This window comes from Mixta calida (genome assembly GCF_002953215.1).
In the GTDB taxonomy this organism is placed as follows: domain Bacteria; phylum Pseudomonadota; class Gammaproteobacteria; order Enterobacterales; family Enterobacteriaceae; genus Mixta; species Mixta calida.
Map to the genome: position 1 here is coordinate 3,149,266 of NZ_CP026378.1, position 23,020 is coordinate 3,172,285.

The 23,020-nt window shown below is 57.2% G+C and carries 19 protein-coding genes, 6 tRNA genes and 2 other RNA genes; 17 read left to right on the top strand and 10 right to left on the bottom strand.

Translation table 11 applies throughout. The annotated features are described in order from the left end of the window. Nucleotides 1-148: 148 nt before the first annotated feature. Both C2E16_RS14970 and C2E16_RS14975 read left to right on the top strand, forming a co-directional pair. Nucleotides 149-1,831, top strand: coding sequence for a sensor histidine kinase (locus C2E16_RS14970; RefSeq protein WP_038624934.1), 1,683 nt, complete (start codon nucleotides 149-151; stop codon nucleotides 1,829-1,831). An 11-nt stretch (nucleotides 1,832-1,842) separates the two neighbouring features. Then, nucleotides 1,843-2,571 (top strand): LytR/AlgR family response regulator transcription factor, encoded by a 729-nt coding sequence (locus tag C2E16_RS14975; RefSeq protein WP_038624932.1) that lies wholly within the window; start codon nucleotides 1,843-1,845, stop codon nucleotides 2,569-2,571. A gap of 28 nt (nucleotides 2,572-2,599) precedes the next feature. Here the strand turns inward: C2E16_RS14975 and glk are convergent, their stop codons facing one another. Both glk and C2E16_RS14985 read right to left on the bottom strand, forming a co-directional pair. Further along, nucleotides 2,600-3,565: a glucokinase gene (gene glk / locus C2E16_RS14980; RefSeq protein WP_038624930.1), complete on the bottom strand. Its 966-nt coding sequence runs from the start codon at nucleotides 3,563-3,565 to the stop codon at nucleotides 2,600-2,602. 159 nt (nucleotides 3,566-3,724) lie between these two features. Next, nucleotides 3,725-5,377 (bottom strand): alpha-keto acid decarboxylase family protein, encoded by a 1,653-nt coding sequence (locus tag C2E16_RS14985; RefSeq protein ID WP_084970592.1) that lies wholly within the window; start codon nucleotides 5,375-5,377, stop codon nucleotides 3,725-3,727. A gap of 215 nt (nucleotides 5,378-5,592) precedes the next feature. Here C2E16_RS14985 and mgrA point away from each other — a divergent pair, with 215 nt between their 5' ends. Both mgrA and C2E16_RS14995 read left to right on the top strand, forming a co-directional pair. Then, nucleotides 5,593-6,582: an L-glyceraldehyde 3-phosphate reductase gene (gene mgrA, locus C2E16_RS14990; protein WP_038624926.1), complete on the top strand. Its 990-nt coding sequence runs from the start codon at nucleotides 5,593-5,595 to the stop codon at nucleotides 6,580-6,582. 147 nt (nucleotides 6,583-6,729) lie between these two features. Next, nucleotides 6,730-7,140, top strand: coding sequence for a DUF2502 domain-containing protein (locus tag C2E16_RS14995; RefSeq protein ID WP_084970593.1), 411 nt, complete (start codon nucleotides 6,730-6,732; stop codon nucleotides 7,138-7,140). Between the two features lie 109 nt (nucleotides 7,141-7,249). Here C2E16_RS14995 and C2E16_RS15000 read toward each other — a convergent pair whose 3' ends face one another. Then, nucleotides 7,250-8,503, bottom strand: coding sequence for an Nramp family divalent metal transporter (locus C2E16_RS15000; RefSeq protein WP_288013880.1), 1,254 nt, complete (start codon nucleotides 8,501-8,503; stop codon nucleotides 7,250-7,252). Between the two features lie 352 nt (nucleotides 8,504-8,855). Here C2E16_RS15000 and C2E16_RS15005 point away from each other — a divergent pair, with 352 nt between their 5' ends. Beyond that, on the top strand, nucleotides 8,856-10,043 hold the full coding sequence (locus tag C2E16_RS15005; RefSeq protein ID WP_038624920.1) for a NupC/NupG family nucleoside CNT transporter: 1,188 nt from the start codon (nucleotides 8,856-8,858) through the stop codon (nucleotides 10,041-10,043). 265 nt (nucleotides 10,044-10,308) lie between these two features. Here the strand turns inward: C2E16_RS15005 and C2E16_RS15010 are convergent. Continuing rightward, nucleotides 10,309-10,384, bottom strand: a tRNA-Ala gene (locus C2E16_RS15010). Nucleotides 10,385-10,432: 48 nt separating this feature from the next. After that, nucleotides 10,433-10,508: transfer RNA gene (locus C2E16_RS15015), tRNA-Ala, on the bottom strand. A 416-nt stretch (nucleotides 10,509-10,924) separates the two neighbouring features. Between C2E16_RS15015 and C2E16_RS15020 the strand changes: the two genes are divergently transcribed. Both C2E16_RS15020 and C2E16_RS15025 read left to right on the top strand, forming a co-directional pair. Next, complete coding sequence (locus tag C2E16_RS15020; RefSeq protein ID WP_038624918.1) at nucleotides 10,925-11,713, top strand: formate/nitrite transporter family protein; 789 nt, start codon at nucleotides 10,925-10,927, stop codon at nucleotides 11,711-11,713. Between the two features lie 124 nt (nucleotides 11,714-11,837). Continuing rightward, entirely contained in the window at nucleotides 11,838-12,191 is a 354-nt protein-coding gene (locus C2E16_RS15025) for a YfeC-like transcriptional regulator (protein WP_038624916.1), read from the top strand. Between the two features lie 46 nt (nucleotides 12,192-12,237). Here the strand turns inward: C2E16_RS15025 and gltX are convergent, their stop codons facing one another. Next, a complete protein-coding gene (gene gltX / locus C2E16_RS15030; RefSeq protein WP_038624914.1) occupies nucleotides 12,238-13,653 on the bottom strand; it encodes a glutamate--tRNA ligase in 1,416 nt (471 codons plus the stop codon). 270 nt (nucleotides 13,654-13,923) lie between these two features. Between gltX and C2E16_RS15040 the strand changes: the two genes are divergently transcribed. The 7 genes from C2E16_RS15040 (at nucleotide 13,924) to C2E16_RS15070 (ending at nucleotide 15,141) form a co-directional block, all read left to right on the top strand. Then, a tRNA-Val gene (locus C2E16_RS15040) sits at nucleotides 13,924-13,999 on the top strand. A gap of 36 nt (nucleotides 14,000-14,035) precedes the next feature. Continuing rightward, nucleotides 14,036-14,111: transfer RNA gene (locus C2E16_RS15045), tRNA-Val, on the top strand. Between the two features lie 25 nt (nucleotides 14,112-14,136). Further along, nucleotides 14,137-14,212, top strand: a tRNA-Val gene (locus C2E16_RS15050). Nucleotides 14,213-14,214: 2 nt separating this feature from the next. Continuing rightward, a tRNA-Lys gene (locus tag C2E16_RS15055) sits at nucleotides 14,215-14,290 on the top strand. A 29-nt stretch (nucleotides 14,291-14,319) separates the two neighbouring features. Further along, a non-coding RNA gene (locus C2E16_RS15060) (RtT sRNA) lies at nucleotides 14,320-14,445 on the top strand. A gap of 29 nt (nucleotides 14,446-14,474) precedes the next feature. Beyond that, a non-coding RNA gene (locus tag C2E16_RS15065) (RtT sRNA) lies at nucleotides 14,475-14,599 on the top strand. A 176-nt stretch (nucleotides 14,600-14,775) separates the two neighbouring features. Continuing rightward, the gene (locus C2E16_RS15070) at nucleotides 14,776-15,141 is read left to right on the top strand and encodes a FlxA-like family protein (protein ID WP_038624912.1); all 366 of its coding nucleotides are present in this window, start codon (nucleotides 14,776-14,778) and stop codon (nucleotides 15,139-15,141) included. Here C2E16_RS15070 and C2E16_RS15075 read toward each other — a convergent pair. Continuing rightward, nucleotides 15,138-16,058: a LysR family transcriptional regulator gene (locus C2E16_RS15075; protein ID WP_038624910.1), complete on the bottom strand. Its 921-nt coding sequence runs from the start codon at nucleotides 16,056-16,058 to the stop codon at nucleotides 15,138-15,140. The genes C2E16_RS15070 and C2E16_RS15075 overlap by 4 nt on opposite strands. Before the next feature lie 94 nt (nucleotides 16,059-16,152). On the opposite strand from C2E16_RS15075, the gene C2E16_RS15080 reads away from it, so the two are divergent. Then, nucleotides 16,153-17,169, top strand: a complete 1,017-nt coding sequence (locus C2E16_RS15080; protein WP_038624908.1) for a bile acid:sodium symporter family protein — start codon at nucleotides 16,153-16,155, stop codon at nucleotides 17,167-17,169. A 30-nt stretch (nucleotides 17,170-17,199) separates the two neighbouring features. Here C2E16_RS15080 and C2E16_RS15085 read toward each other — a convergent pair whose 3' ends face one another. From C2E16_RS15085 to zipA, 3 genes are all read right to left on the bottom strand, one after another. Next, the gene (locus C2E16_RS15085; RefSeq protein ID WP_038624906.1) at nucleotides 17,200-17,418 is read right to left on the bottom strand and encodes a DUF3820 family protein; all 219 of its coding nucleotides are present in this window, start codon (nucleotides 17,416-17,418) and stop codon (nucleotides 17,200-17,202) included. After that, nucleotides 17,411-19,438 (bottom strand): NAD-dependent DNA ligase LigA, encoded by a 2,028-nt coding sequence (ligA, locus tag C2E16_RS15090; protein ID WP_084971214.1) that lies wholly within the window; start codon nucleotides 19,436-19,438, stop codon nucleotides 17,411-17,413. The genes C2E16_RS15085 and ligA overlap by 8 nt, the downstream gene beginning before the upstream one ends. Before the next feature lie 67 nt (nucleotides 19,439-19,505). After that, the gene (gene zipA / locus C2E16_RS15095) at nucleotides 19,506-20,549 is read right to left on the bottom strand and encodes a cell division protein ZipA (protein WP_084971213.1); all 1,044 of its coding nucleotides are present in this window, start codon (nucleotides 20,547-20,549) and stop codon (nucleotides 19,506-19,508) included. A 218-nt stretch (nucleotides 20,550-20,767) separates the two neighbouring features. Between zipA and cysZ the strand changes: the two genes are divergently transcribed. Both cysZ and cysK read left to right on the top strand, forming a co-directional pair. Beyond that, nucleotides 20,768-21,565 (top strand): sulfate transporter CysZ, encoded by a 798-nt coding sequence (gene cysZ / locus C2E16_RS15100; protein ID WP_052133870.1) that lies wholly within the window; start codon nucleotides 20,768-20,770, stop codon nucleotides 21,563-21,565. A gap of 175 nt (nucleotides 21,566-21,740) precedes the next feature. Beyond that, nucleotides 21,741-22,709, top strand: coding sequence for a cysteine synthase A (gene cysK / locus C2E16_RS15110; protein WP_038624900.1), 969 nt, complete (start codon nucleotides 21,741-21,743; stop codon nucleotides 22,707-22,709). The last annotated feature ends 311 nt before the right edge of the window (nucleotides 22,710-23,020 follow it).

A 23,020-nucleotide genomic window follows, 5' to 3' on the forward strand; every position in this document is an offset into this window, starting at 1 on the left:
TAGCCTGGCGACGGTCAGTTTGTCGACAGAAAAAAATAAACGGCGTGACGGACGGCGATGCGAAAGATCATAGCGCCGCTGAATGACATTTCCTATCATGTCCGTTTATGTGTTAAGCCTTGAGATGCCTGTGCAATCCATATTCGATATGCTGCTGGCGGTATTTGACCGCGCCGCCCTGATGCTGATCTGCCTCTTCTTTCTGACGCGCACGCGCCACTTCCGTCAGCTGCTGCAAAAAGATGAGCACTCGCGCCAGGAACTGCTGGCGGTGACCGCCATCTTTTCGCTGTTTGCGTTGTTCAGCACCTGGTCGGCGGTGAACGTCGACGGTTCGCTGCTGAACGTGCGCATTATCGCCGTCATGTCGGGCGGCATTCTGTTCGGCCCCTGGGTCGGCATCGCCACCGGAATTATCGCCGGACTGCACCGCTTTCTGATTGATATCCACGGCGTCTCCTCGGTTCCCTGCCTGATCACCAGCATTATCGCTGGCGTTGCGTCGGGCTGGATCAATCTCAAGGTGGCGAAGGAGCATCGCTGGCGGCTGGGGATCCTCGGCGGCATGCTGTGCGAATCTCTGACGATGCTGCTGATTATTCTCTGGGCGCGCCCAACGGCGCTCGGCATCGATATCGTCTCTGAGATCGCTATCCCGATGATCCTCGGCGCCGTCAGCATCGGCCTGATCGTACTGCTGGTGCAGAGCGTCGAAGGCGAAAAAGAGGCGATCGCCGCACGTCAGGCGAAGCTGGCGCTCGATATCGCCAATAAAACCCTGCCGCTGTTTCGTCACGTCAACAGCGATTCGCTGCGCAAGGTGTGTGACATTATCCGCAACGATATCAACGCCGATGCGGTGGCGATCACCAATAAACATCAGATCCTCGCCTATGTCGGCTACGGCGAGCAGCACTATCGTCAGGGCGACGACGCGCTGAGCCCCACCACGCGCCAGGCGATTAACTACGGCAAAATTATTATCAAAAATAACGATGAGGCTTGGCGCACGCGCGATATTCACTCAATGATCGTTATCCCGCTGTGGGAAAAAGGCGAAGTGACCGGCACGCTGAAAATCTACTATCGCCATGCGCACCGCATCACCGGGTCGCTGAAGGAGATGGCGGTCGGCCTGTCGCAGCTCATCTCGACGCAGCTGGAGGTATCGCGCACCGAGCAGCTGCGCGAGATGGCCAACAAAGCGGAACTGCGCGCGCTGCAAAGCAAAATCAACCCGCACTTTCTGTTCAACGCGCTGAACGCCATCTCCTCCTCTATCCGCATGAATCCCGATACCGCCCGTCAGCTGATTATCAATTTGTCGCGTTATCTGCGCTACAACCTGGAGCTGAACGATGACGAACCGATCGATATTAAAAAAGAGCTCTATCAGGTGAAGGACTATATTGCGATTGAGCAGGCACGCTTCGGCGACAAGCTGACGATGATTTATCATATCGACGAGGAGCTTCATTGCACCCTGCCCAGCCTGCTGATCCAGCCGCTGGTGGAGAACGCCATCGTTCACGGCATTCAGCCCTGCCGCGGCAAAGGGGTGGTGACGCTGTCGGTTGAGGATCACGGCGATCGGGTGCGCATCGCGGTGCGCGATACCGGCAACGGCATCAGCGATGAGGTGATCGCGCGCGTGACGCGCAATGAAATGCCCGGCAATAAGATCGGCCTGCTGAACGTGCATCACCGCGTTAAGCTGCTTTACGGCGGCGGATTGCAGATTACGCAGCTGCATCCCGGCACGGAAATCGCCTTTTACATCAGCAAAAACGGCGAAAAGCTGCCGGAAAAAACGCTGTCCCTGACGGCCTGAGAGAGAAGCAAGTGAAAGCGATCATAGTGGAAGATGAATTTCTGGCGCAGCAGGAGCTGAGCTGGATGATTAAGCAGCACAGCGCGATTGAAATTGTCGCCTGCTTCGATGACGGACTCGACGTACTGAAGTTTCTACAACATCACGAAGTGGATGTGATCTTTCTCGATATCAATATTCCGTCGCTGGATGGCGTGCTGCTGGCGCAGAACATCAGCAAATTCGCCCACCGGCCGCAGATTGTGTTTATCACCGCGTGGAAAGAGCATGCGGTGGAGGCGTTTGAGCTGGAAGCGTTCGACTATATTCTCAAGCCCTACCATGAATCGCGCATCGTCAGCATGCTGCACAAGCTGGAGGCGCACGGGCAGCAGCAGCCGACGTCCGAAACCCCGACCTCGCGCGGCGGCGCGCAGACCGTTAACCTGGTGAAGGACGAGCGCATTATCGTGACCGACATTAACGATATTTACTATGTGGAAGCGCACGAGAAGCTGACGTTTGTTTATACGCGACGGGAAGAGTATGTGATGTCGATGACGATCGGCGAATTTTGCAGCCGGCTGCCGGAAAATCAGTTCTTCCGCTGCCATCGCTCCTTTTGCGTCAACCTGAACAAGATTCGCGAGATCGAACCCTGGTTTAACAATACCTACCTTCTGCGGCTGCGCGATCTGGAGTTTCAGGTGCCGGTCAGCCGCAGCAAAGTAAAAGCCTTTCGCCAGCTGATGCGCCTGTAACGGCGGGCCGTGTGGCCCGCCGACAACCTTACAGCACGCGGCCCAGCGTCTGGCGCAGATGCGCGCCTGCGCCCAACAGTCCCGGCTGATCGTGCGTGATCATATAGACCGGAATATCGTGCACATAGTCACGGAAGCGGCCTTTGTCTTCAAAGGCGGCGCGGAAGCCGGAGGCCTTAAAGAACTCCAGGAAGCGCGGCACGATTCCGCCAGCGATATAGACGCCGCCGAAGGTGCCGAGGTTCAGCGCCAGGTTGCCGCCGAAGCGCCCCATAATCACGCAGAACAGGGACAGCGCGCGGCGGCAGTCGGTACAGCTGTCCGCCAGCGCGCGTTCGGAAACATCTTTCGGCTTCAGGTTTTCCGGCACGCGCTTATCAGATTTCACGATGGCGCGGTAGAGATTCACCAGCCCCGATCCTGACAGCACGCGCTCGGCGGAGACGTGGCCCAGCTCTTCGCGCAGCACCTGCAAAATTAAATCTTCTTCCACGCTGTTCGGCGCGAAGTCGACATGGCCGCCCTCGCCCGGCAGGCTGACCCAGCGGCGATCGACATGCACCAGATGGGCGACGCCGAGACCGGTGCCCGCGCCGTACACGGCGATGGGCTTATCCTTTACCGCCGCGCCGCCGCCGAACTGAATCACGTCGTTTTCGGTCAGCATCGGGATCGCCATCGAAACGGCGGTAAAATCGTTGATGATTTCCAGATGATCGAAGCCCAGGCTCGCTTTCAGCGCCTGCGTGGAGAAAGCCCAGTCGTGGTTGGTCATCTCGACCCAGTCTTCGGTGATCGGGCAGGCGATGGCGATGCAGCCATCCTTAACGTCTTGCTGCTGCTCTTCCAGAAACAGGCGGATCACCGCTTCGAGGCTGTGATGTTCCGATGTTGACCAGGTGGTTACCTGAGAGATCAGGCCAGTTTCTACTTCACACAGCGCCAGGCGCGCGTTGGTACCGCCAACGTCGCCCACCAAAGCGTATTTAGTCATTATTCTGCTGCTCCGCTTATTTCAATTCTCTACGGGACACTATAAATTTCCCCCGGTAAAACAACAACGCTCACCGTAAAGAAAGGTGAGCGTTTTGCAAATCGCCCGTTACCTTAACCGTGAAAGCGCATGCTGAACAGCACCATCTTTCTGAAATCGCTATGCCGAATTACGCTGATGCAGCGAAGCGGAAACCTGCTGTAACAGCGGCGGCATATCGAGGCGCGGCAGCACCACTTCCACCAGCGACAGACGGCGCGCGTCAGCGATCAACTTCATCACCTCGGTCAACTGCACCGTTTCCATTACGCGCCAGCATTGCGCCGGGCAGGCTTCGCTCAGCGCCTGCGGCAGCTGCGTCCAGTTCCAGGCAGCGATATCGTTATAGCGCTGTTCCGCGCCGTTGATGGCGCGCTCAACGGTGTAGCCTTCATTATTCAACAAAAAAATCAGCGGCTTCAGGTTATCGCGCATCATTGAGCTTAACTCCTGCACCGTCAGCTGCGCGGAGCCGTCGCCAATCAGCAAGATCACGCGCCGGTCCGGCTCCGCCGTCTGGGCGCCGAAGGTCGCCGGCAAAGTATAGCCGATAGATCCCCATAGCGGCTGCACCACCAGCTTCGCCCCTGCAGGCAGACGCAGCGCCGCCGCCCCGAAGGCGGCGGTGCCCTGCTCCGCCAGGATGAGATCGCCCGGTTGCAGAAAGGCCTGCATCGCCTGCCAGAAGGCGTTTTGCGTCAGACCCGGCTGTTCCGGCTGCGCCAGCGGCGCGGGATCGCAGCAGGCCAGCGTCCAGCGGTCGGCATAACGCTGACAGAGCTGTTGCAGCTCGGCGACGGCGTCCGTCATCGCCAGCGGTGCGAAGCGCTCGCCCGCGACTGTCGCGCTAAAAGGCTGCAAATCGATATTGCGTTCAGGATCGATCCGCTGACTGAAGCCAACGGTAATGGTATCGGTGAAGCGTACGCCGACGCTGATGATCGCATCGGCCTGTTCAATCGCCTTGCGCGTCGCCTGAGCGCAGCCTTCGCCGGCATAGGTGCCGACAAAGCCGCGTCGCTGCTCATCCAGTACCCCTTTTCCCATCAGCAGCGTGGCGTGCGGCAGCGGCACCGCCTCCAGCCAGTGCGCCAGCTGCTGCTGGACGCCAAAGCGATCGGCGAGGAAATCGGCCAGCAGCGAAACGCTGCGCGCCGACGAAAGCCGTTTTTCCGCCGCGGCGCGAAACGCGGCCAGCGCCTGCGGATCGGTTTCCCTGCGCGCGGCTAAAGACTGCCTCGGCGCCTGCACGGACGCGCCGGCTACGTCTACCGGCAGCAGCAGATAACCGGGGCGGCGCTGCGTCAGCGCTTCCGTTATCATCCGGTCGATTTCGGCGCAGGCGTTATCAGCGGTCAGCGCCGCCTGCGCCACGGTTACCTCGCGCTGCATACGCAGGAAGTGGCTGAAATCGCCGTCACCCAGCGAATGATGAATCAAATCGCCGCGTCGCTGCGCCTGCTGCGAAGGCGCGCCAACAATATGAATCACCGGCAGATATTCGGCATAGCTGCCTGCCGTGCCGTTAATGGCGCTCAGCTCGCCAACGCCGAACGTGGTCAGCAGCGCCGCAGCGCCCTGGCTGCGGGCGTAGCCGTCTGCGGCATAAGCGGCGTTGAGTTCATTGGCGCACCCTACCCACGCCAGGCGGGGATGAGCGATCACCCGATCAAGAAATGCCAGATTAAAGTCGCCCGGCACGCCAAACAGATGATTGATACCGATTTCATTCAGTCGCTGTAGCAGATAATCACTTACGGTTAGGGCAGACATAGCAGACTCCTTGCGCAATCAGGTCATTTCAGTATCGATTATTCTGTCAGCACGTCGACATACGATATTGTTATCCCCTGTTGTCGCCTGGCAACCGGGCGTTACGCCTGAGGATTTTTCTGTAATTGCGAGCCGTCGCGCGCTTTTCATCAGGTGTAAACGTATACACTGCTAAGCGGCTTCTGTTCATTTATCCTCTTTCTCAGGGAATCGCTATGCATTATCAACCTGATGCCGCTCGCTACCAGCAGATGGAGTATCGTCGTTCTGGTCGCAGCGGTCTTAAGCTGCCCGCCGTCTCACTGGGCTTATGGCATAACTTCGGCGACAGCACGCGCGTCGATAACAGCCGCGCGCTGCTGCGTCACGCCTTTGACTGCGGCATCACCCATTTCGATCTGGCTAATAATTACGGTCCGCCGCCAGGCTCGGCGGAAGAGAATTTTGGCCGCATCCTGCGTGAGGATTTTCACGGCTATCGCGATGAACTGATTATCTCGACCAAAGCGGGCTATACCATGTGGGACGGCCCTTACGGCGACTGGGGTTCGCGGAAATATCTGGTCTCCAGCCTCGATCAGAGCCTGAAGCGCATGGGCCTGGAGTATGTCGACATTTTTTATCATCACCGTCCCGATCCGGAAACGCCGCTGGAAGAGACGATGATGGCGCTCGATCAGGTGGTGCGTCAGGGCAAAGCGCTGTACGCCGCCATTTCCAACTATCCCGCCGAGCGCGCTGCCGAGGCGATTCAGATCCTGCGCGACCTTGGCACGCCCTGCCTGATCCATCAGCCAAAATATTCGCTGTTTGAACGTCAGCCGGAAGGTGGCCTGCTGGATGTGCTGCAACGCGAAGGCGTCGGCTGCATCGCTTTTTCGCCGCTGGCCGGCGGCGTGCTGACCGATCGCTATCTGAACGGGGTGCCGGAAGATTCGCGCGCCGCCAGCGGCAGCCGTTTTCTCAGCACCGATCAGCTGACGCAGGAGAAGATGGAGAAGGTCCAGCAGCTGAACGAGATCGCCCAGCGTCGCGGTCAGAAGCTGGCGCAGATGGCGCTGGCCTGGGTGCTGCGTCAACCGGCGATGACCAGCGTGCTGATCGGCGCCAGCAAAACCAGCCAGATCGATGATGCGGTGCAGATGCTGCAACAGAGCCGCCTCAGCGAGGACGAACTGCAGGAAATCGACGCGCTGCTGCGTTAATTCCCCTCTCTGGCTGTGTCCGCACAGCCAGAAAATTCTCAATTCAGATTAACCTTATCTTTTTCAGAACGCAGTTGCTGCTATTTGCGCGCGATATTTATATGCTGGCGCAACAGTGCTGCTGTTTGCGCACTGATAAGGAGAAATATGAAACGCGCCCTTATTATTGCCGCTTTGCTGGCAAGTTTGTCACCTTTCGCGATACACACAGCACATGCCGACGGCGCTTCCATCACCCTGGCCCCGGGCATTACTCTGCAACTGGGCGACCGCGATCGTCATGGTCGTTATTGGGACGGCGGACGCTGGCGCGACGGACGCTGGTGGCATGACCGTTACGAATGGCAACGCGGTCGCTGGTGGCGTCACGAACAGTGGCGTCGCGAGCAGTGGCAGCGCAACCGGGATTGGCAGCGCCATGAATGGCGTCAGGAGCGGGAATGGCGTCATCGTGAACGCGACCGCGAATGGCGCCGGGATCGGGAATGGCGCAATCATGAACGCGCCCGTGAATGGCGGCATCAGCAGTGGGAAGGCCGCCGCCATCATCATGATTAACCCCCGCGAAGCCGGATAACAGAAGGCCCGCGTTATGGATAACGCGGGCCTTGCTACAAAGGCGGCAATGGTCAGGCTGAAGTTAATGCCGCGCGGTCGGGCTCTGCACTCAACCCAGCCCCAGCGCCTCGCCTGCCAGCAGGTAGATGTTCAGCGCCACCACCAGCACCACGATAACCCAGCCTACGGTTTGCATAATACGCGAGTTGGTCATATCGCCCATCAGCTCCTGCTTGCCGGTAAACACCAGCAGCGGCACCAGCGCCAGCGCAATGCCGAAGCTCAGCAGCACCTGGCTCATCACCAGGATGCGCGTCGGATCCCATCCCGCCATAATGACAATAAAAGAAGGCAGCATGGTGATCGCACGACGCAGCCAGAGCGGAATATGGAAATGAATAAATCCCTGCATCACCACCTGCCCCGCCAGCGTGCCTACTACCGTAGAAGAGAGGCCAGCCGCTACCAGGCTCAGGCCGAAGACCAGCGCCGCGGCGTCGCTTAACAGCGGCTTCAGCGTCAGGTAGGCCTGATCGAGATCCGCCACGCCGGAATGGCCGTTAAAGTGAAAGGCTGCCGCCGCCGTCGCCATCATCGCCAGGTTAACGAATCCGGCAATCGTCATGGCGATCGCCACATCGAGCTTGGTTGAAGAGTAGCGTTCGCCACGCGAGCTGCCGCGCCCGCCGTTTTGCGTCAGCGACGAGTGCAGATAGATAACGTGCGGCATAATGGTCGCGCCCAGCACGCCCGCCGCAAGAAACACCGCGTCGGCGGTCGGCAGCGAAGGCAGCGCCATTCCCTGCAGCAGCTCGGTCATTTTCGGCTGCGAAAAGAACAGCTCGACGATATAGGCGGCGGCGACAAACAGCAGCAGCCCGCCGATAACCAGCTCCAGCGGCTTTTGCCCGCGATTTTGCAGCATCAAAATTAAGAAGGTGGCGACGCCGGTCAGCACCGCGCCCTGCAACAGTGAGATGCCGAGCAGCATCTTAAAGCCGAGCGCGGCGCCGATAAATTCCGCCAGATCGGTAGCCATGGCGATAATTTCCGCCTGCACCCAGTAGAACCAGACGGCCGGACGCGGAAAGCGGTCGCGGATATGCTCGGCGAGATTTTTCCCGGTGGCGATGCCGAGCTTGGCGGACATCAGCTGGATCACCATCGCCATGACGTTGGCCCACACCACGACCCACAGCAGTTTATAGCCATAGGAGGCGCCGGCCTGAATATTGGTCGCGAAGTTGCCCGGATCGATATAGCCAATCGCCGCAACGAAAGCCGGTCCCAACAGAGCCAGCTTTACCTTACGGGCTCCGCGTGCTGCTCGTTCCGCGGTGCGGCTTTCTAACATAGTCGTTATCCTGTCTGAACGTTTTTGTCACCCTTACAGGGTAAAGGGACATTAACCAAGGTAAAATATGATTGTCGTTATCGCTGTGATAGCTCGCGCTATAAAGTATAGCAATGGCTATACTTTATTCCAGAATAGCCGACTGTTAAAATTTCAGCAACGCATTAACTGTATGCCATGACCAGAATGTTAACAATGAATATGTGGTTTTTTTAATCAGTGTTACAGTTGTGATCCGGCAGTCTTTTCTGACGCGAGCAGCGATAGGCAATTGTTATATTGTGGACTTGATCTCGTTTTTACGCCCGGTGTTACATAGAATACGCAGCGAAATATAACCTGCCTCAAAATTGGAGCATACATGTCCCGCATTTTGCATTTTGTTCTGGCGCTGGTTGTGGTTGCGTTGCTGGCCTTGCTGGTGAGCCGCGATCGTAAAAACATCCGCGTCCGTTTTATCATACAGCTGTTAGTGATCGAGGTACTGCTTGCGTGGTTCTTCCTTAACTCTGAAGCTGGCCTGGGATTCGTAAAAGGCTTTGCCGGCCTGTTTGATTACCTGTTGAAATACGCGGCTGAAGGGACCAACTTCGTATTCGGTGGTATGAATGACAAAGGCCTGGCGTTTTTCTTCCTCAATGTTCTCTGCCCGATTGTCTTTATCTCCGCGCTGATTGGTATTTTGCAGCATTTCCGTATTCTTCCCATCGTTATTCGCGCTATCGGTACGGTACTGTCGAAAATCAACGGCATGGGCAAACTGGAATCTTTTAATGCGGTCAGTTCACTGATCCTGGGGCAGTCAGAAAACTTTATCGCCTATAAAGATATCCTGGGACAGATGTCGCAGCGCCGTATGTACACTATGGCCGCTACCGCGATGTCTACCGTTTCCATGTCTATCGTCGGCGCCTATATGACCATGCTGCAGCCCAAGTATGTAGTCGCTGCGCTGGTGTTGAATATGTTTAGCACCTTTATCGTGCTGTCATTGATCAACCCGTATCGCGTCGACAGCGAAGAAGACCTGCAGCTGAACGACCTGCATAAAGGCCAGAGCTTCTTTGAAATGCTGGGCGAATATATCCTTGCCGGTTTCCGCGTAGCGATTATCGTGGCGGCGATGCTGATTGGCTTTATCGCGCTGATCTCCGGCATTAACGCGCTGTTTGACGCCATCTTCGGCATCAGCTTCCAGGGCGTTCTCGGCTATGTCTTCTTCCCGTTTGCCTGGGTGATGGGCGTGCCGAGCAGCGAAGCGTTGCAGGTAGGCAGCATCATGGCGACCAAGCTGGTTTCCAACGAATTCGTGGCGATGATGGATCTGCAGAAAATCGCTGGTCAGCTCTCCCCGCGCGGCGAAGGCATCCTGTCTGTTTTCCTGGTCTCTTTTGCTAACTTCTCCTCCATCGGCATCGTTGCCGGTGCGATTAAAGGTCTGCATGAAGAGCAGGGCAACGTGGTGTCGCGCTTTGGTCTGAAGCTGCTGTACGGCTCTACGCTGGTTAGCGTGCTGTCAGCCTCTATCGCAGGCCTGGTGCTTAGCTAAGCCGTTTACGAATGAAAAAGACCGGGCTCTTGCCCGGTTTTTTTATGGGCCCGGTCAGGCGGCCAGCAGCAAAAGCGGAAAACAGCAGCAGCGGAAGGAGGCAATGTGATGCGCTTAACCGACAGGTTCCGCCCAGGAAGGCGTATATATGCAGAAAACGCGTTGGAACAGGCTAAAAACCGCATGGAAATGCACAAGGAATAAACAGAAAGCTGAATGCGATTGAACAGAAAAGAGAGGAATAAAAGGGATCGAACAGAAAGTATGGTGGAGATAAGCGGGATCGAACCGCTGACCTCTTGCATGCCATGCAAGCGCTCTCCCAGCTGAGCTATACCCCCACATCAGAGATAGTGATTAACCGTCGCCAAACCTCTTGGGATAAGATTTGGTGGAGCTAAGCGGGATCGAACCGCTGACCTCTTGCATGCCATGCAAGCGCTCTCCCAGCTGAGCTATAGCCCCGTACCGGATAATCGTGTCGTGTTGACGGAGCGCATAATATGAAACCGCCCCCAGGGTGTCAACGGCAAATTTTAAATCTGTGTTTGATCGCTGAAAAAGGCGTCAATCAAGGCGTTAGGTTGCAGAGGAAATATGACAGCGCGCCGCATAATCCTCCCTCATGGCCCGGCGTAAAGCAGGTCATAAGGTCAGTTGCCGTTGTGGAAAGATTTCCCACTACACAACGCAGCGGACGGCTATTTGAATGTTAATTTGGCGTTAATGTCATTACAAAAAGTCGCTTGTTATTGTTAATTTGCTATGCAAAACTTCGCACGCTAATTAATCGAACGGTTCATCGCTTCCGCTCCGGCCGTGTTCTGCGGCTAACGAGAAGTGAAAACCTGCATGACTCTTTGACTAACACCAGAGCTACTATGTCCTTGCATTCACCTAAAGAAATCGCCGCTATCGCTATTCAGTCCGGCGTGACGAAAAGCCGTCTTCCCGTTTCATCGCTGCTGATCCTCGGCTTTATGGCCGGCGCGTTTATTGCTGTCGGCTTCCTGCTCGATCTGCATGTTATCAACAAACTGCCTGCTGACTGGGGCTCCTTTGGCGGCTTTCTTGGCGCTGCGGTATTCCCGGTGGGCCTGATCCTGACGATTCTTGCCGGCGGCGAGCTGCTGACTGGCAATATGCTGACGATGCCTATCGCCTGGTTTGCTCGTCAGATCAGCGGTTTCAGCCTGCTGCGCAACTGGTTCTGGATTACCATCGCTAACTTTATCGGCAGCATCGCCGTAGCGTGGTTCTTTGGCCATATCCTCGGCATGACTGAAGGCGATTATCTGAATAAGACCGTCGCGATCGCCAGCGCGAAAGTTAACGCAGACTTCACGCACGCTTTTATTTCCGGCATCGGCTGTAACTGGCTGGTTTGTCTGGCCGTCTGGCTGGCGTTCGCCAGTAAAGATGTGGTGGGTAAAATCTTCGGCGCCTGGTTCCCGGTGATGGCGTTTGTCGCTATCGGCTTTCAGCACGTGGTCGCGAACATGTTTATCGTCCCGGCCGCCATTTTCGCCGGTCAGCTGACCTGGGCGGACTACCTGCCGAACTTTGTCGCCGTGTTCCTGGGGAACGCCGTCGGCGGCGCCGTGTTCGTTGCCCTCGCCTATTTCCTTGCTTACCGCCCGGCTGCGGAAGCGGCGACCACCCCGCGTTAATCTCTTTCTCCTTCGCCTGCGGGCGGAGGAGATCACTTTTTCTGTTAGTGATCCACGTTAGTTAATCGCGTCACGTTTTCATGTAATATATCCGCCTGTTGCTTAAGTTTACAGGGACTGAAACGTGAAAGAGGAATGGTTAACGCCGGACGAACTTGCCCAGCGGACAGGCTACACGCGCCAGACAATCAACAAGTGGATTAAGCGCGAGGGATGGATTACGCAGCCAAAACCCGGCGTTCAGGGCGGCAAAGCGCGTATTGTGAAAATCGATGAGCGTGTAACGCATTATCTGAACGCCGCGCGTCACGCCGCCGAACCTGCAGGCACCTATCTGGCGAAGCCGAATTCCCTGCCTGCCCTGTTGCTCTCTTTCGCTCAGCAAATGACGCCGCCGGAACAGGAAAGGCTGCAAAATCTCCTGTTGCGCGAAGGGGTGAAAGGATTGTTGCAGCGGCTGGATATTGAAGATAAGTAAAAAAAAACCGGAAGCGCGCTTCCGGTTTTTTTATGCAGCAGAAAAATTAACCCTGCGCTTCGCGCTCGCTGATAAAGGCCAGCGCCTTTTCGATACGCGCCACGGCGCGTGATTTGCCGATCGCCTGAACAGTGACATCCAGCGCAGGCGACTGGCCGGCGCCGGTCACCGCAACGCGCAGCGGCATGCCGACTTTGCCCATGCCCACTTCCAGCTCGTCCGCCGTCGCCTGAATCGCGTGATGGACGTTTTCCGCTGTCCAGTCGCTGATAGCGGCCAGCTTGTCACGCACCAGCTCCAGCGGCTGACGCGCCACCGGACGCAGATGTTTCTTCGCTGCGTCGGCGTCAAAGGCATCGAATTCCTCATAGAAATAGCGGCAAGAAGCGGCCATCTCTTTCAGGGTTTTGCAGCGTTCGCCCAGCAGCTTCACCAGCTGAGCCAGCTCTGGGCCGGTACGGGTGTCGATCTGCGCCTGCTCGATATGCCATTGCAGATGAGTCGCCACATATTCCGGCGGCAGCGTATTAATATAGTGATGGTTCAGCCATTGCAGCTTCTCCGTGTTGAAGGCGCTGGCGGATTTGCTCACCGCATCCAGCGAGAACAGCTGCTTCATCTCATCGACAGAGAAGATCTCCTGATCGCCGTGAGACCAGCCCAGACGCACCAGATAGTTCAGCAGCGCTTCCGGCAGATAGCCGTCGTCGCGGTACTGCATGACGCCAACCGCGCCGTGACGCTTGGAAAGCTTCTTGCCGTCGTCGCCGAGGATCATTGAAACGTGCGCATAGACCGGCACCTGCGCGCCGATCGCCTTCAGGATATTAATCTGGCGCGGCGTGTTGTTGATATGATCTTCGCCGCGGATCACATGGGTGATGCCCATATCCCAGTCATCGATCACCACGCAGAAGTTATAGGTCGGCGAACCGTCGGTGCGGCGGATAATCAGATCGTCCAGCTCCTGATTGCTGAATTCGATCGGACCGCGGATCTGATCGTCAAACACCACGGAGCCTTCCTGCGGGTTGCGGAAGCGCACAACGTGCGGCTCGTTATCGGCATGGTGCTCATGGCTGTCGCGGCAGTGGCCGTCGTAGCGCGGCTTTTCGCCGTTCGCCATTTGCGTTTCGCGCAGCTGCTCCAGACGCTCTTTCGAGCAGTAGCATTTATAGGCCGTTCCCGCTTCCAGCATCTCATCGATCACCGCATTGTAGCGATCAAAGCGTTTGGTCTGATAGTAAGGGCCCTCATCCCAGTCCAGGTTCAGCCAGTTCATGCCATCCATAATGGCGTCGATAGCCTGCTGGGTGGAACGCTCCAGATCGGTATCTTCAATACGCAGCACGAACTCGCCGCCGTGATTGCGGGCGAACAGCCAGGAATAGAGCGCGGTGCGGGCGCCGCCGACGTGCAGGTAACCGGTTGGACTCGGCGCGAAACGGGTTTTGATTTTCATTGAGCTTGCCTTAGTGCGCAGATTTCTGCGAAATGACAGAAAAGATGATTTTCATGCATGGTTCCAGTGCGCATATTCTATCACCTGCCCCTGATTCCTCAACGGCAAACCCGGCGTTGATGCGCCAGGCCGCTGAATTTTCATGTCTCTTCGCCAGGGTTTCGACTAAAAGCGCGACAGGCTGCCTAATTTTAAGACGAACAAACATTTTCGTTTTAAAAAGCGTTGACTCATTTCCAACTCTCCCTATAATGCGACTCCACACAGCGGGGGTGATTAGCTCAGTTGGTAGAGCATCTCCCTTACAAGGAGGGGGTCGGCGGTTCGAGCCCGTCATCACCCACCATCTTCGGATGCCCGCAGTGAGACAGACTTCAAAGATGGGTGATTAGCTCAGTTGGTAGAGCATCTCCCTTACAAGGAGGGGGTCGGCGGTTCGAGCCCGTCATCACCCACCATCTTTGATAACTGTCGCACCGAAACGGGTGATTAGCTCAGTTGGTAGAGCACCTCCCTTACAAGGAGGGGGTCGGCGGTTCGAGCCCGTCATCACCCACCATCGGGTCGTTAGCTCAGTTGGTAGAGCAGTTGACTTTTAATCAATTGGTCGCAGGTTCGAATCCTGCACGACCCACCAGTGTAGAAAGGCGCCCTAAAGGCGCCTTTTTGCTATGCGGAATCGGCAGGATGAGAACCTGCAGCAGGTTCGGGTCGAGCTTCTGCGAGACAACGTTGCCAGCGGCAACGGCCCGAAGGGCGAGGCGAAGCCGAGTCATCCTGCACGACCCACCAGTGTAGAAAGGCGCCCTAAAGGCGCCTTTTTGCTATGTAAAATCGGCAGGATGAGAACCTGCAGCAGGTTCGGGTCGAGCTCAGCGAGACAACGTTGCCAGCGGCAACGGCCCGAAGGGCGAGGCAAAGCCGAGTTATCCTGCACGACCCACCAGTGTAGAAAGGCGCCCTAAAGGCGCCTTTTTGCTATGTAAAATCGGCAGGATGAGAACCTGCTGCCTCTCCTCCTTCTGTTTCCTTTCGTTTTCTTATCACTTCTTTTACGCTTTCGGCGCTCAAGAATGGCCTCCCTGCATCCGATAAACGTAATGGTTTGTTATAAAGGAGGAAATCATGACGACCATTAACACTTCGACTCCCAGCGTCGGACAGAGCGGCAGCTCCGCCAGCTCAGGCAGTAGCAGCAGCAGTGACGTTTCATCGCAAATCGCCAGCCTCACCAGCCAAATCACCAAGCTGCAGCAGAAGCTGAAGGATATAAGCAGCTCCGACGGCACGACGGAGGAAAAGCAGAAACAGCAGGAACAGCTCCAGAATCAGATCAAACTGTTGCAGGCGCAGCTGGCGCAGCTGCAACGTCAGCAGGCGGAAGAGGCGAGCAAAAAACAGCAGGCGCAAAACGGCGGCAATAGCGTAAAAATCGCCGACGGCGTTAACCGCCCGACGACCGAAAACCAAATTAACGTTTATATCTAAAAAGCGGGCATCCGTTGCCGCTGTTGCGTCAGCAGCCTTGCCTGCTGGCGCACCTCTTGCCAGATCGCTTCCGCCGCGGGCGTCAACGAGCGGTTTTTGCGGCGAATCAGCATCAGCGTACGGTTAATTTCCGGCAGCAGCCGACGAACCGTCAGCGGTCGTCCCGCCGGCAGCGGCAGCGCCAACGCCGGTAAAATGCTGATGCCGATCCCCGCTTCGACCATCGGATAGAGCGTGGTGGGATGTCCAATTTCCTGCACAATCTCCGCCTCGACCCGCTGCTGCCTGAGCGCTTCATCAATCAGCACGCGGCTGCCGGACGCATAATCCTGCAATACCATCGTGCGGCCACTCAGCCTCTGCCAGCGAATCGCTTCCGCCTGCGCCAAAGGATCGTCCTGGCGACACAACAACAAAAAAGGCTCATCCAGTATCGGCTGTGATTCAAACTCATCGGTCGCCAGCGGCCCGACGACGATACCGAAATCCACTTCAGCATTGCGCACGCTCTGCACCACCCACTGCTGCGGTCGGTCGCGCAGCATCACTTTAATTTCAGGGTAATTAAGCTGGCTGGCGGCCAGACACTGCGGCATCAGATGCGCGGAGATGGTTTGGCTGGCGGCGACCCTCACCGTCCCGCTGCGCTGCTGTCCGAAGCTGCGCGCGTCAAGCAACGTAGTGTTCAGCTCTTCCAGCAGACGCTCCAGACGCGTCGCCAGCTGCTGTCCGGCATCGGTCAGCAGGACTTCGCGCGTAGTGCGATCCAGCAGGCGGATGCCCATTTCCGTTTCCAGCTCTTTGATGCTGTGGCTAACCGCCGACTGGCTCAAGCCAATCGCCCGTCCCGCCTGGCTGAAGCTGCCGTGCTGAGCGACGGCGACGAAAACCCGCAGCTGGCGTAAAGTGTAATTCATCTATTTCATTCATTAATGGATGCAATAAATCAATTTTATTTCTAAACGTCGCTGACGCACAATACGCCCATCGATATTTAACCAGGTTTTAACAATGGGCATTTTTCGTCTCGATCCAATGATGGTTAAGCTGCTGATTGTGTTGCTGCTGGCGACGTTCTTACCGGCGAAAGGCGGCTTTGTCCCCTTTTTCGACTGGCTGACCACCGCCGCTATCGCCCTGCTGTTCTTTATGCATGGCGCCAAGCTGTCGCGTGAAAAAATCATCGCTGGCAGCAGCCACTGGCGGCTGCATCTGTGGATTATGTTCAGCACCTTCGTGCTGTTCCCGATACTGGGGCTGCTGCTGGCCTGGTGGCATCCGGTTGACGTCAGCGCGGAAATCTATACCGGCTTTGTGTACCTCTGTATTTTGCCCGCGACCGTCCAGTCCGCCATCGCCTTCACCTCCATGGCAGGCGGCAACGTGGCGGCGGCGGTATGCAGCGCCTCCGCCTCCAGTCTGCTTGGCGTCTTTATCTCGCCGCTGCTGGTGAATCTGGTGATGAATATTCACAGCGATATGCCAGGCAACGGACTGGAACAGGTAGGCCGCATTATGCTGCAACTGCTGGTGCCGTTTGTGCTGGGGCATCTGTCGCGCCGCTGGATCGGCGGTTGGGTGGAGCGCCATCGCAGCCTGATCGGCAAAACGGATCAGACATCTATCCTGTTGGTAGTCTATTCGGCGTTTAGCGAAGCGGTAGTAAATGGCATCTGGCATCGGGTAGGCGTGATGACGTTGGTCTGGATTTTGGCGGGCAGCGTGCTGTTGCTGTTTATCGTTTTGCTGATCAACCTGCTGGCGGCGCGCCTGTTCGGCTTTAACCGCGCCGATGAGATCACCATCCTGTTCTGCGGCTCGAAGAAAAGCCTGGCAAACGGCGTGCCGATGGCCAACATTCTGTTTCCTGCCGCCTCGGTGGGGATTATCGTGCTGCCGCTGATGATATTTCATCAGGTTCAGCTAATGGTCTGCTCGTTTATCGCGCAGCGCTATAAGAAGAAGAACGATGCGGCGCTCAAAGCCAGCGCGCCGCAGGGGAAAGCGATTGTAGAGTCGCAGAAGTAAGAATGCGGGCGCCGTCAACGACGGCGCCCGTTAAAGATCGCGCTTGAGCGGCTTCACCAGCCCTTCCAGCCCTTCGATTTTAATCGCCAGCGTCAGCTGCATCAGCTCGCCCAGATGTCCCGCCGGAAATTCGCCCTTGCGGGCGAACCACAGCAGATACGGCTCCGGCAGATCGATCAATACGCGTCCCTGATACTTACCGAACGGCATCACCGTATTAGCGATCTCCACCAGCTGCTGTTTATCCATGCGGGTTATCCAGCAAACGGATCATCTCCGCCTCATCAATGACCTCAATGCCCAGCTCCTGCGCCTTCGCCAGCTTGGAGCCTGCCGCTTCGCCAGCGATGACGAGGTCAGTTTTCTTCGATACGCTGCCGCTGACCTTCGCGCCCAGCGCCGTGAGCCGCTCTTTGGCGTCGTCGCGCGACATGATGCTCAGCGAGCCGGTCAGCACGACGGTTTTACCGGCGAACGGGCTGTCCAGCTCCTCAGCATTAATGACCGTCACCGCCGGCCAGTGGATGCCGATATCCTCTACCAGCTGGCGGATAACTTCGCGATTGCTCTCTTCTTCCATAAAGTTGCGCACGTGCGCCGCCACCACTTTACCGACATCCGGCACCGCGATCAGCGCATCCAGATCGGCATCCATGATCTTCTCCAGCGAGCCAAAATGGTTCGCCAGATTAACGGCGGTCGCCTCGCCCACTTCGCGAATACCCAGCGCGTAGAGGAAGCGCGGCAGCGTTGTCGCCTTCGCTTTATTTAGTGCATCCACGACGTTCTGCGCCGATTTCGGCCCCATGCGATCCAGGCCGGTCAGCAGCCCGGCGCTCAGACGGAACAGATCGGCAGGGGTTTTGACATACTCTTTTTCCACCAGCTGGTCGATGATCTTATCGCCCATGCCTTCGACGTCCATCGCGCGCCGCGAAACGAAATGCTTCAACGCCTCTTTACGCTGGGCGCCGCAGATCAGGCCGCCGGTACAGCGCGTGACCGCCTCGCCTTCCACACGCTCGACATCCGAGCCGCAGACCGGACAATGGGCAGGAAACACCACTTCCCGCGTATCGCTGCCGCGTTCGGTTTCGACAACGTTCACCACCTGCGGGATAACATCGCCCGCCCGGCGAATAACGACGCGATCGCCAATACGCAGGCCGAGACGCGCGATTTCGTCGGCGTTGTGCAGCGTGGCGTTGCTGACCATCACGCCCGCGACCTGAACCGGCTCCAGACGCGCGACCGGCGTAATAGCGCCGGTGCGTCCGACCTGAAACTCCACGTCGCGCACGGTCGTCAGCTGCTCCTGCGCCGGGAATTTAAAGGCAATCGCCCAGCGCGGCGCGCGTGCGACGAAGCCCAGCCGATCCTGCAACGCCTGCGAATCGACTTTGATCACTACGCCGTCGATATCGAAGCCGAGCTGCGGCCTGTCACGCTCTACCTGATGATAAAACGCCAGCACCTCTTCCGCGCTGTGGCTGAGGCGAATGCGATCGCTGACCGGAATCCCCCAGGCTTTAAACTGTTGCAGACGTTCCCAGTGGCTGTGGGGCAATTCGCCACCCTCGACCAGCCCAAAACCGTAGCAGAAGAAGGTCAGCGGACGTTTGGCGGTGACGCGCGGATCGAGCTGGCGCAGCGAACCGGCGGCGGCGTTGCGCGGGTTGGCGAACACTTTACCGCCAGTGCGGCGCGCCTCTTCATTCAGCTTTTCAAAGCCTGCCTGATTCATAAACACTTCGCCGCGCACTTCCAGCCGCGCCGGAATGTTATCGCCCTTCAGACGCAGCGGAATGGCGCGAATGGTGCGCACATTGGCGGTAATGTTTTCGCCGGTCGTGCCGTCGCCGCGCGTGGCGGCGCGTACCAACAGGCCATCTTCATAGAGCAGGCTGACGGCCAGGCCGTCCAGCTTCAGTTCGCAGCAGAAGGTGATCTCATCGCTGCTTTTCAGGCGATCCTGAACGCGCTTGTTGAAGGCGAGATAGCCCGCCTCGTCGAAAACGTTATCCAGCGACAGCATAGGCACTTCATGACGCACCTGCTCAAACGCCGTCAGCGGCGCCGCGCCCACGCGCTGCGTCGGCGAATCGGGCGTAATCAGGTCGGGATGCTGTTCTTCCAGCGCACGCAGTTCGCGCATCAGGCGATCGTACTCCGCGTCGGGAATTTCCGGCGCGTCCATGACGTGATACAAATATTCATGATGACGAAGCGTGGTTCGCAACTCGGTGATTTTGTCTTGTACGGATTCCATAACGCACCATCAGAGAAAGAAAACCCCGGCAAGCGGGGGTTCAGGGAACGCAGTATAAACCGGGCTGTCAGGCGTTGGCGTCGATAACGTCGCGGATACGCGCCTTGTAGGTTTCCAGTTTCTGCGGCGTCATCATGCGACGCTCATCGTCCAGCACGACGCCGCCGACATCATCGGCGATACGCTGCGCGGACTGCAGCATCAGCTTAAAGTTTTGATTCGGATCGCCATAGGATGGCACCATCATAAAGATCGATACGCCAGGCGTGGTGAAGTCGGTCATCGCATCCGGGTTGAAGGAGCCGGGCTTCACCATATTGGCCAGGCTGAACAGCACCGGGCCGCTTCCCGCCGGGCTTAAATGGCGATGGAAAATGTTCATCTCGCCGAACTGGAAGCCCGCCTGCAGAATGCCCTGCAACAGGCTTTCGCCGTTCAGCTCGCCGCCGGCGTGCGCGGCGACGTGTAACACCAGTACGGTCTCTTTGCGGCGCGCGACTTCACGCGGCTGTTCCGGCTCGCTCGGCGTCGAGGCGACGGGCGCTTCCGCTTCGGTATGGACGCGCGGCGCGTCATGTTCATCTTCCTCATCCTGCCACTGCGGCGCCTCATCAGGCTCTGGCATGGCTGGCTGACGCGGCGCTTCAGGTTGACGCGCTGGCGTTGACTGCTGCTGCGGACGCGGCGCTATCGGCGCCTGACGTTCGCTCTGCGGCGCAATCTCATCATCCACCTCGGCGAACGCGTCGCTGTCGAGCAGCGGATCGCGCTCCGGGCGCGGCGCGACGGGCACCGCGTTGCGGGCTGGTTGAGGTTGCGGCTTACGCGGCGCAGGACGTGGTGCAGGCTCTTCGTCATCTACAGCAAAGCCATCAAAAGAGGGTTCGTTATGTGAAGGTTTGGCGCTCGAGCGACGCACGCGCGCTTCGCCTGCCCCGCTGGTTTCATCCCCGGTCAGGCTCTCTTCATCATCCTGTTTTAAACGCTTGTGCGGGCGATCGCGAAACACAGATGAGCGCTCTTTACGGCTAGTCCACAGACCATGAAGCAGCAGCGCTATTATGGCGATCGCGCCAACAACGATTAATATCAGACGCAAATCCTGCATCATTGTATTCTCTGTTGTTCCAATACCTTGCCACCACGGCAAACTTTATCCTCTAACTGTATTTGTCCCGCTAAACAAGTGCAAGTCTGCGCCGTCTTTTCTGACAAATAAGATAGAGCCACCCCGCTTTTTTGCTGTTTTTTCAGTCAAAAGACAACTGGTAAGCGCCAAAACTCAGGTTATGATAGCCTGGCCTGACCAACAGAGGAGAAAAACTGTCGATGGCTACGCGTTCCCCCGCTTCTTATAACGGCATTCATTACTTTGCGCAGGGCTGGAAATTGATCCGTCTGCCGGGCATTCGCCGCTTCGTCGTTATTCCGCTGCTGGTTAATATTGTGCTGCTCGGCGGCGCGTTTATCTGGCTCTTTCGCAGCCTTAATCACTGGATCCCGCAGCTGATGGCGCACGTGCCTGACTGGCTTCAGTGGCTCAGCTATCTGCTCTGGCCGCTGACGGTCATCTCTATTGTGTTGGTGTTCAGCTATTTCTTTTCCACCATCGCCAACTGGATCGCCGCCCCCTTCTGCGGCCTGCTGGCGGAGCAGCTGGAAGGCAGGCTGACCGGCCAGCCGTTGCCTGACAGCGGCTGGCTGGCGGTGATAAAGGATATCCCGCGCATTATGAAGCGGGAATGGCAAAAACTGGCCTGGTATCTGCCACGGGCGGCCGGTCTGCTGCTGCTTTACTTTATTCCCGGCTTCGGGCAGACGGTGGCGCCGGTGCTGTGGTTCCTGTTCAGCGCCTGGATGCTCTCCATTCAGTATTGCGACTACCCATTCGACAACCATAAGGTCAGCTTTCAGAAAATGCGCAGCGCGCTGCGTCAGCATAAAACCGATAATATGCAGTTCGGCGCGCTGGTCAGCCTGTTTACTATGATTCCGCTGCTCAATCTGGCGATTATGCCGGTCGCTGTCTGCGGCGCGACGGCGATGTGGGTGGATCGCTACCGCGCTCAGCTGGGCCATCCCAGCCTGCGATCCGTTGAAGCCGCGCGGATCGGCGAAAGGCGTTAAAGCCTGTAGCGCGACGCCATGATGTTGCGCTGCGGCCCTTTCCTGCGGCCTTATGCCATTCAGCAAGGGCTTATTTCGGCTAAACATATACATATACTATTTCCTTCCTTCCTTGCGAAACTGGAAAAGGTATGCTTTCACGGTTCCCTGAAATTCATACAGTTAAGGACGGGCTATGAGCAAGATTTACGAAGACAATTCTCTGACAATCGGTCATACGCCGCTGGTTCGTCTGAACCGCATCGGCAACGGACGCATTCTGGCGAAGGTGGAATCCCGTAACCCGAGCTTCAGCGTCAAATGCCGTATCGGTGCCAATATGATTTGGGACGCAGAAAAGCGCGGCATTCTGAAGCCGGGCATTGAACTGGTGGAGCCGACCAGCGGCAACACCGGCATCGCGCTGGCCTATGTCGCCGCCGCGCGCGGTTATAAGCTGACGCTGACCATGCCTGAAACCATGTCCGTCGAACGTCGCAAGCTGTTAAAAGCGCTGGGCGCCAACCTGGTGTTGACCGAAGGCGCGAAAGGCATGAAAGGCGCTATCGCTAAAGCGGAAGAGATTGTTGCCAGCGATCCTGATAAATTTTTGATGTTGCAGCAGTTCAGCAATCCGGCCAACCCGGAAATTCATGAAAAAACCACCGGCCCGGAAATCTGGGAAGATACCGACGGCGAAGTAGACGTCTTTATCTCCGGCGTCGGCACCGGCGGCACCCTGACCGGCGTCTCGCGCTACATCAAAAATACCAAAGGCAAAAAAGAACTGATCAGCGTGGCGGTAGAACCGACGGACTCGCCGGTTATCGCCCAGACGCTGGCGGGACAAGAAGTGAAACCGGGCCCGCATAAGATTCAGGGCATCGGCGCCGGCTTTATTCCCGGCAACCTCGACCTGAGCCTGGTGGACCGCGTGGTCGCCATCACCAATGAAGAGGCGATCTCAACCGCCCGCCGCCTGATGGATGAGGAAGGCATTCTGGCCGGTATCTCTTCCGGCGCAGCGGTCGCGGCCGCGCTGAAGTTGCAGGAAGAGGAAGCTTTCGCCAATAAAAATATCGTCGTGATCCTGCCCTCCTCCGGCGAACGCTACCTTAGCACGGCGCTGTTCGCCGATCTCTTTACGGAAAAAGAGCTGCAATAGTAGTGCCAGAATTATATCACTGGTGAAAAAAGCACCCCGCAGGGTGCTTTTTTGTGGCCCGCGTCAAAATTTTACCACCCCGAACATTGATTCACTTCGGTAGCTCTGGTATTTAAGCTGGCAATTATTTCGAACCGCAAAATTAATCGCCGCTTGAACTGGATCAAGCTGAATCGATTTACTGATTTGGCGGAATCGCGCAACACGCGGCATAATGAGGAGTAGAGCAGCGAAGCGAAAATTGCCGTTTTTTGCCCCGTCGGCTCTCATACCTTAATTGCGCATTTTTTGGTGAGTTCTGTACTCGAACC

Bases quoted from the DNA above. Each gene is read 5' to 3' on its own strand.
- C2E16_RS14995 (WP_084970593.1), top strand. From the start codon at position 6,730: ATGAAACGCGCCCTTATTATTGCCGCTTTGCTGGCAAGTTTGTCACCT.
- gltX (WP_038624914.1), bottom strand. From the start codon at position 13,653: ATGAAAATCAAAACCCGTTTCGCGCCGAGTCCAACCGGTTACCTGCAC.
- cysK (WP_038624900.1), top strand. From the start codon at position 21,741: ATGAGCAAGATTTACGAAGACAATTCTCTGACAATCGGTCATACGCCG.
- zipA (WP_084971213.1), bottom strand. From the start codon at position 20,549: ATGATGCAGGATTTGCGTCTGATATTAATCGTTGTTGGCGCGATCGCC.
- C2E16_RS15080 (WP_038624908.1), top strand. From the start codon at position 16,153: ATGGGCATTTTTCGTCTCGATCCAATGATGGTTAAGCTGCTGATTGTG.
- cysZ (WP_052133870.1), top strand. From the start codon at position 20,768: ATGGCTACGCGTTCCCCCGCTTCTTATAACGGCATTCATTACTTTGCG.
- C2E16_RS15005 (WP_038624920.1), top strand. From the start codon at position 8,856: ATGTCCCGCATTTTGCATTTTGTTCTGGCGCTGGTTGTGGTTGCGTTG.
- glk (WP_038624930.1), bottom strand. From the start codon at position 3,565: ATGACTAAATACGCTTTGGTGGGCGACGTTGGCGGTACCAACGCGCGC.
- ligA (WP_084971214.1), bottom strand. From the start codon at position 19,438: ATGGAATCCGTACAAGACAAAATCACCGAGTTGCGAACCACGCTTCGT.
- C2E16_RS14970 (WP_038624934.1), top strand. From the start codon at position 149: ATGCTGCTGGCGGTATTTGACCGCGCCGCCCTGATGCTGATCTGCCTC.
- C2E16_RS15020 (WP_038624918.1), top strand. From the start codon at position 10,925: ATGTCCTTGCATTCACCTAAAGAAATCGCCGCTATCGCTATTCAGTCC.
- C2E16_RS15075 (WP_038624910.1), bottom strand. From the start codon at position 16,058: ATGAATTACACTTTACGCCAGCTGCGGGTTTTCGTCGCCGTCGCTCAG.
- mgrA (WP_038624926.1), top strand. From the start codon at position 5,593: ATGCATTATCAACCTGATGCCGCTCGCTACCAGCAGATGGAGTATCGT.
- C2E16_RS14985 (WP_084970592.1), bottom strand. From the start codon at position 5,377: ATGTCTGCCCTAACCGTAAGTGATTATCTGCTACAGCGACTGAATGAA.
- C2E16_RS15085 (WP_038624906.1), bottom strand. From the start codon at position 17,418: ATGGATAAACAGCAGCTGGTGGAGATCGCTAATACGGTGATGCCGTTC.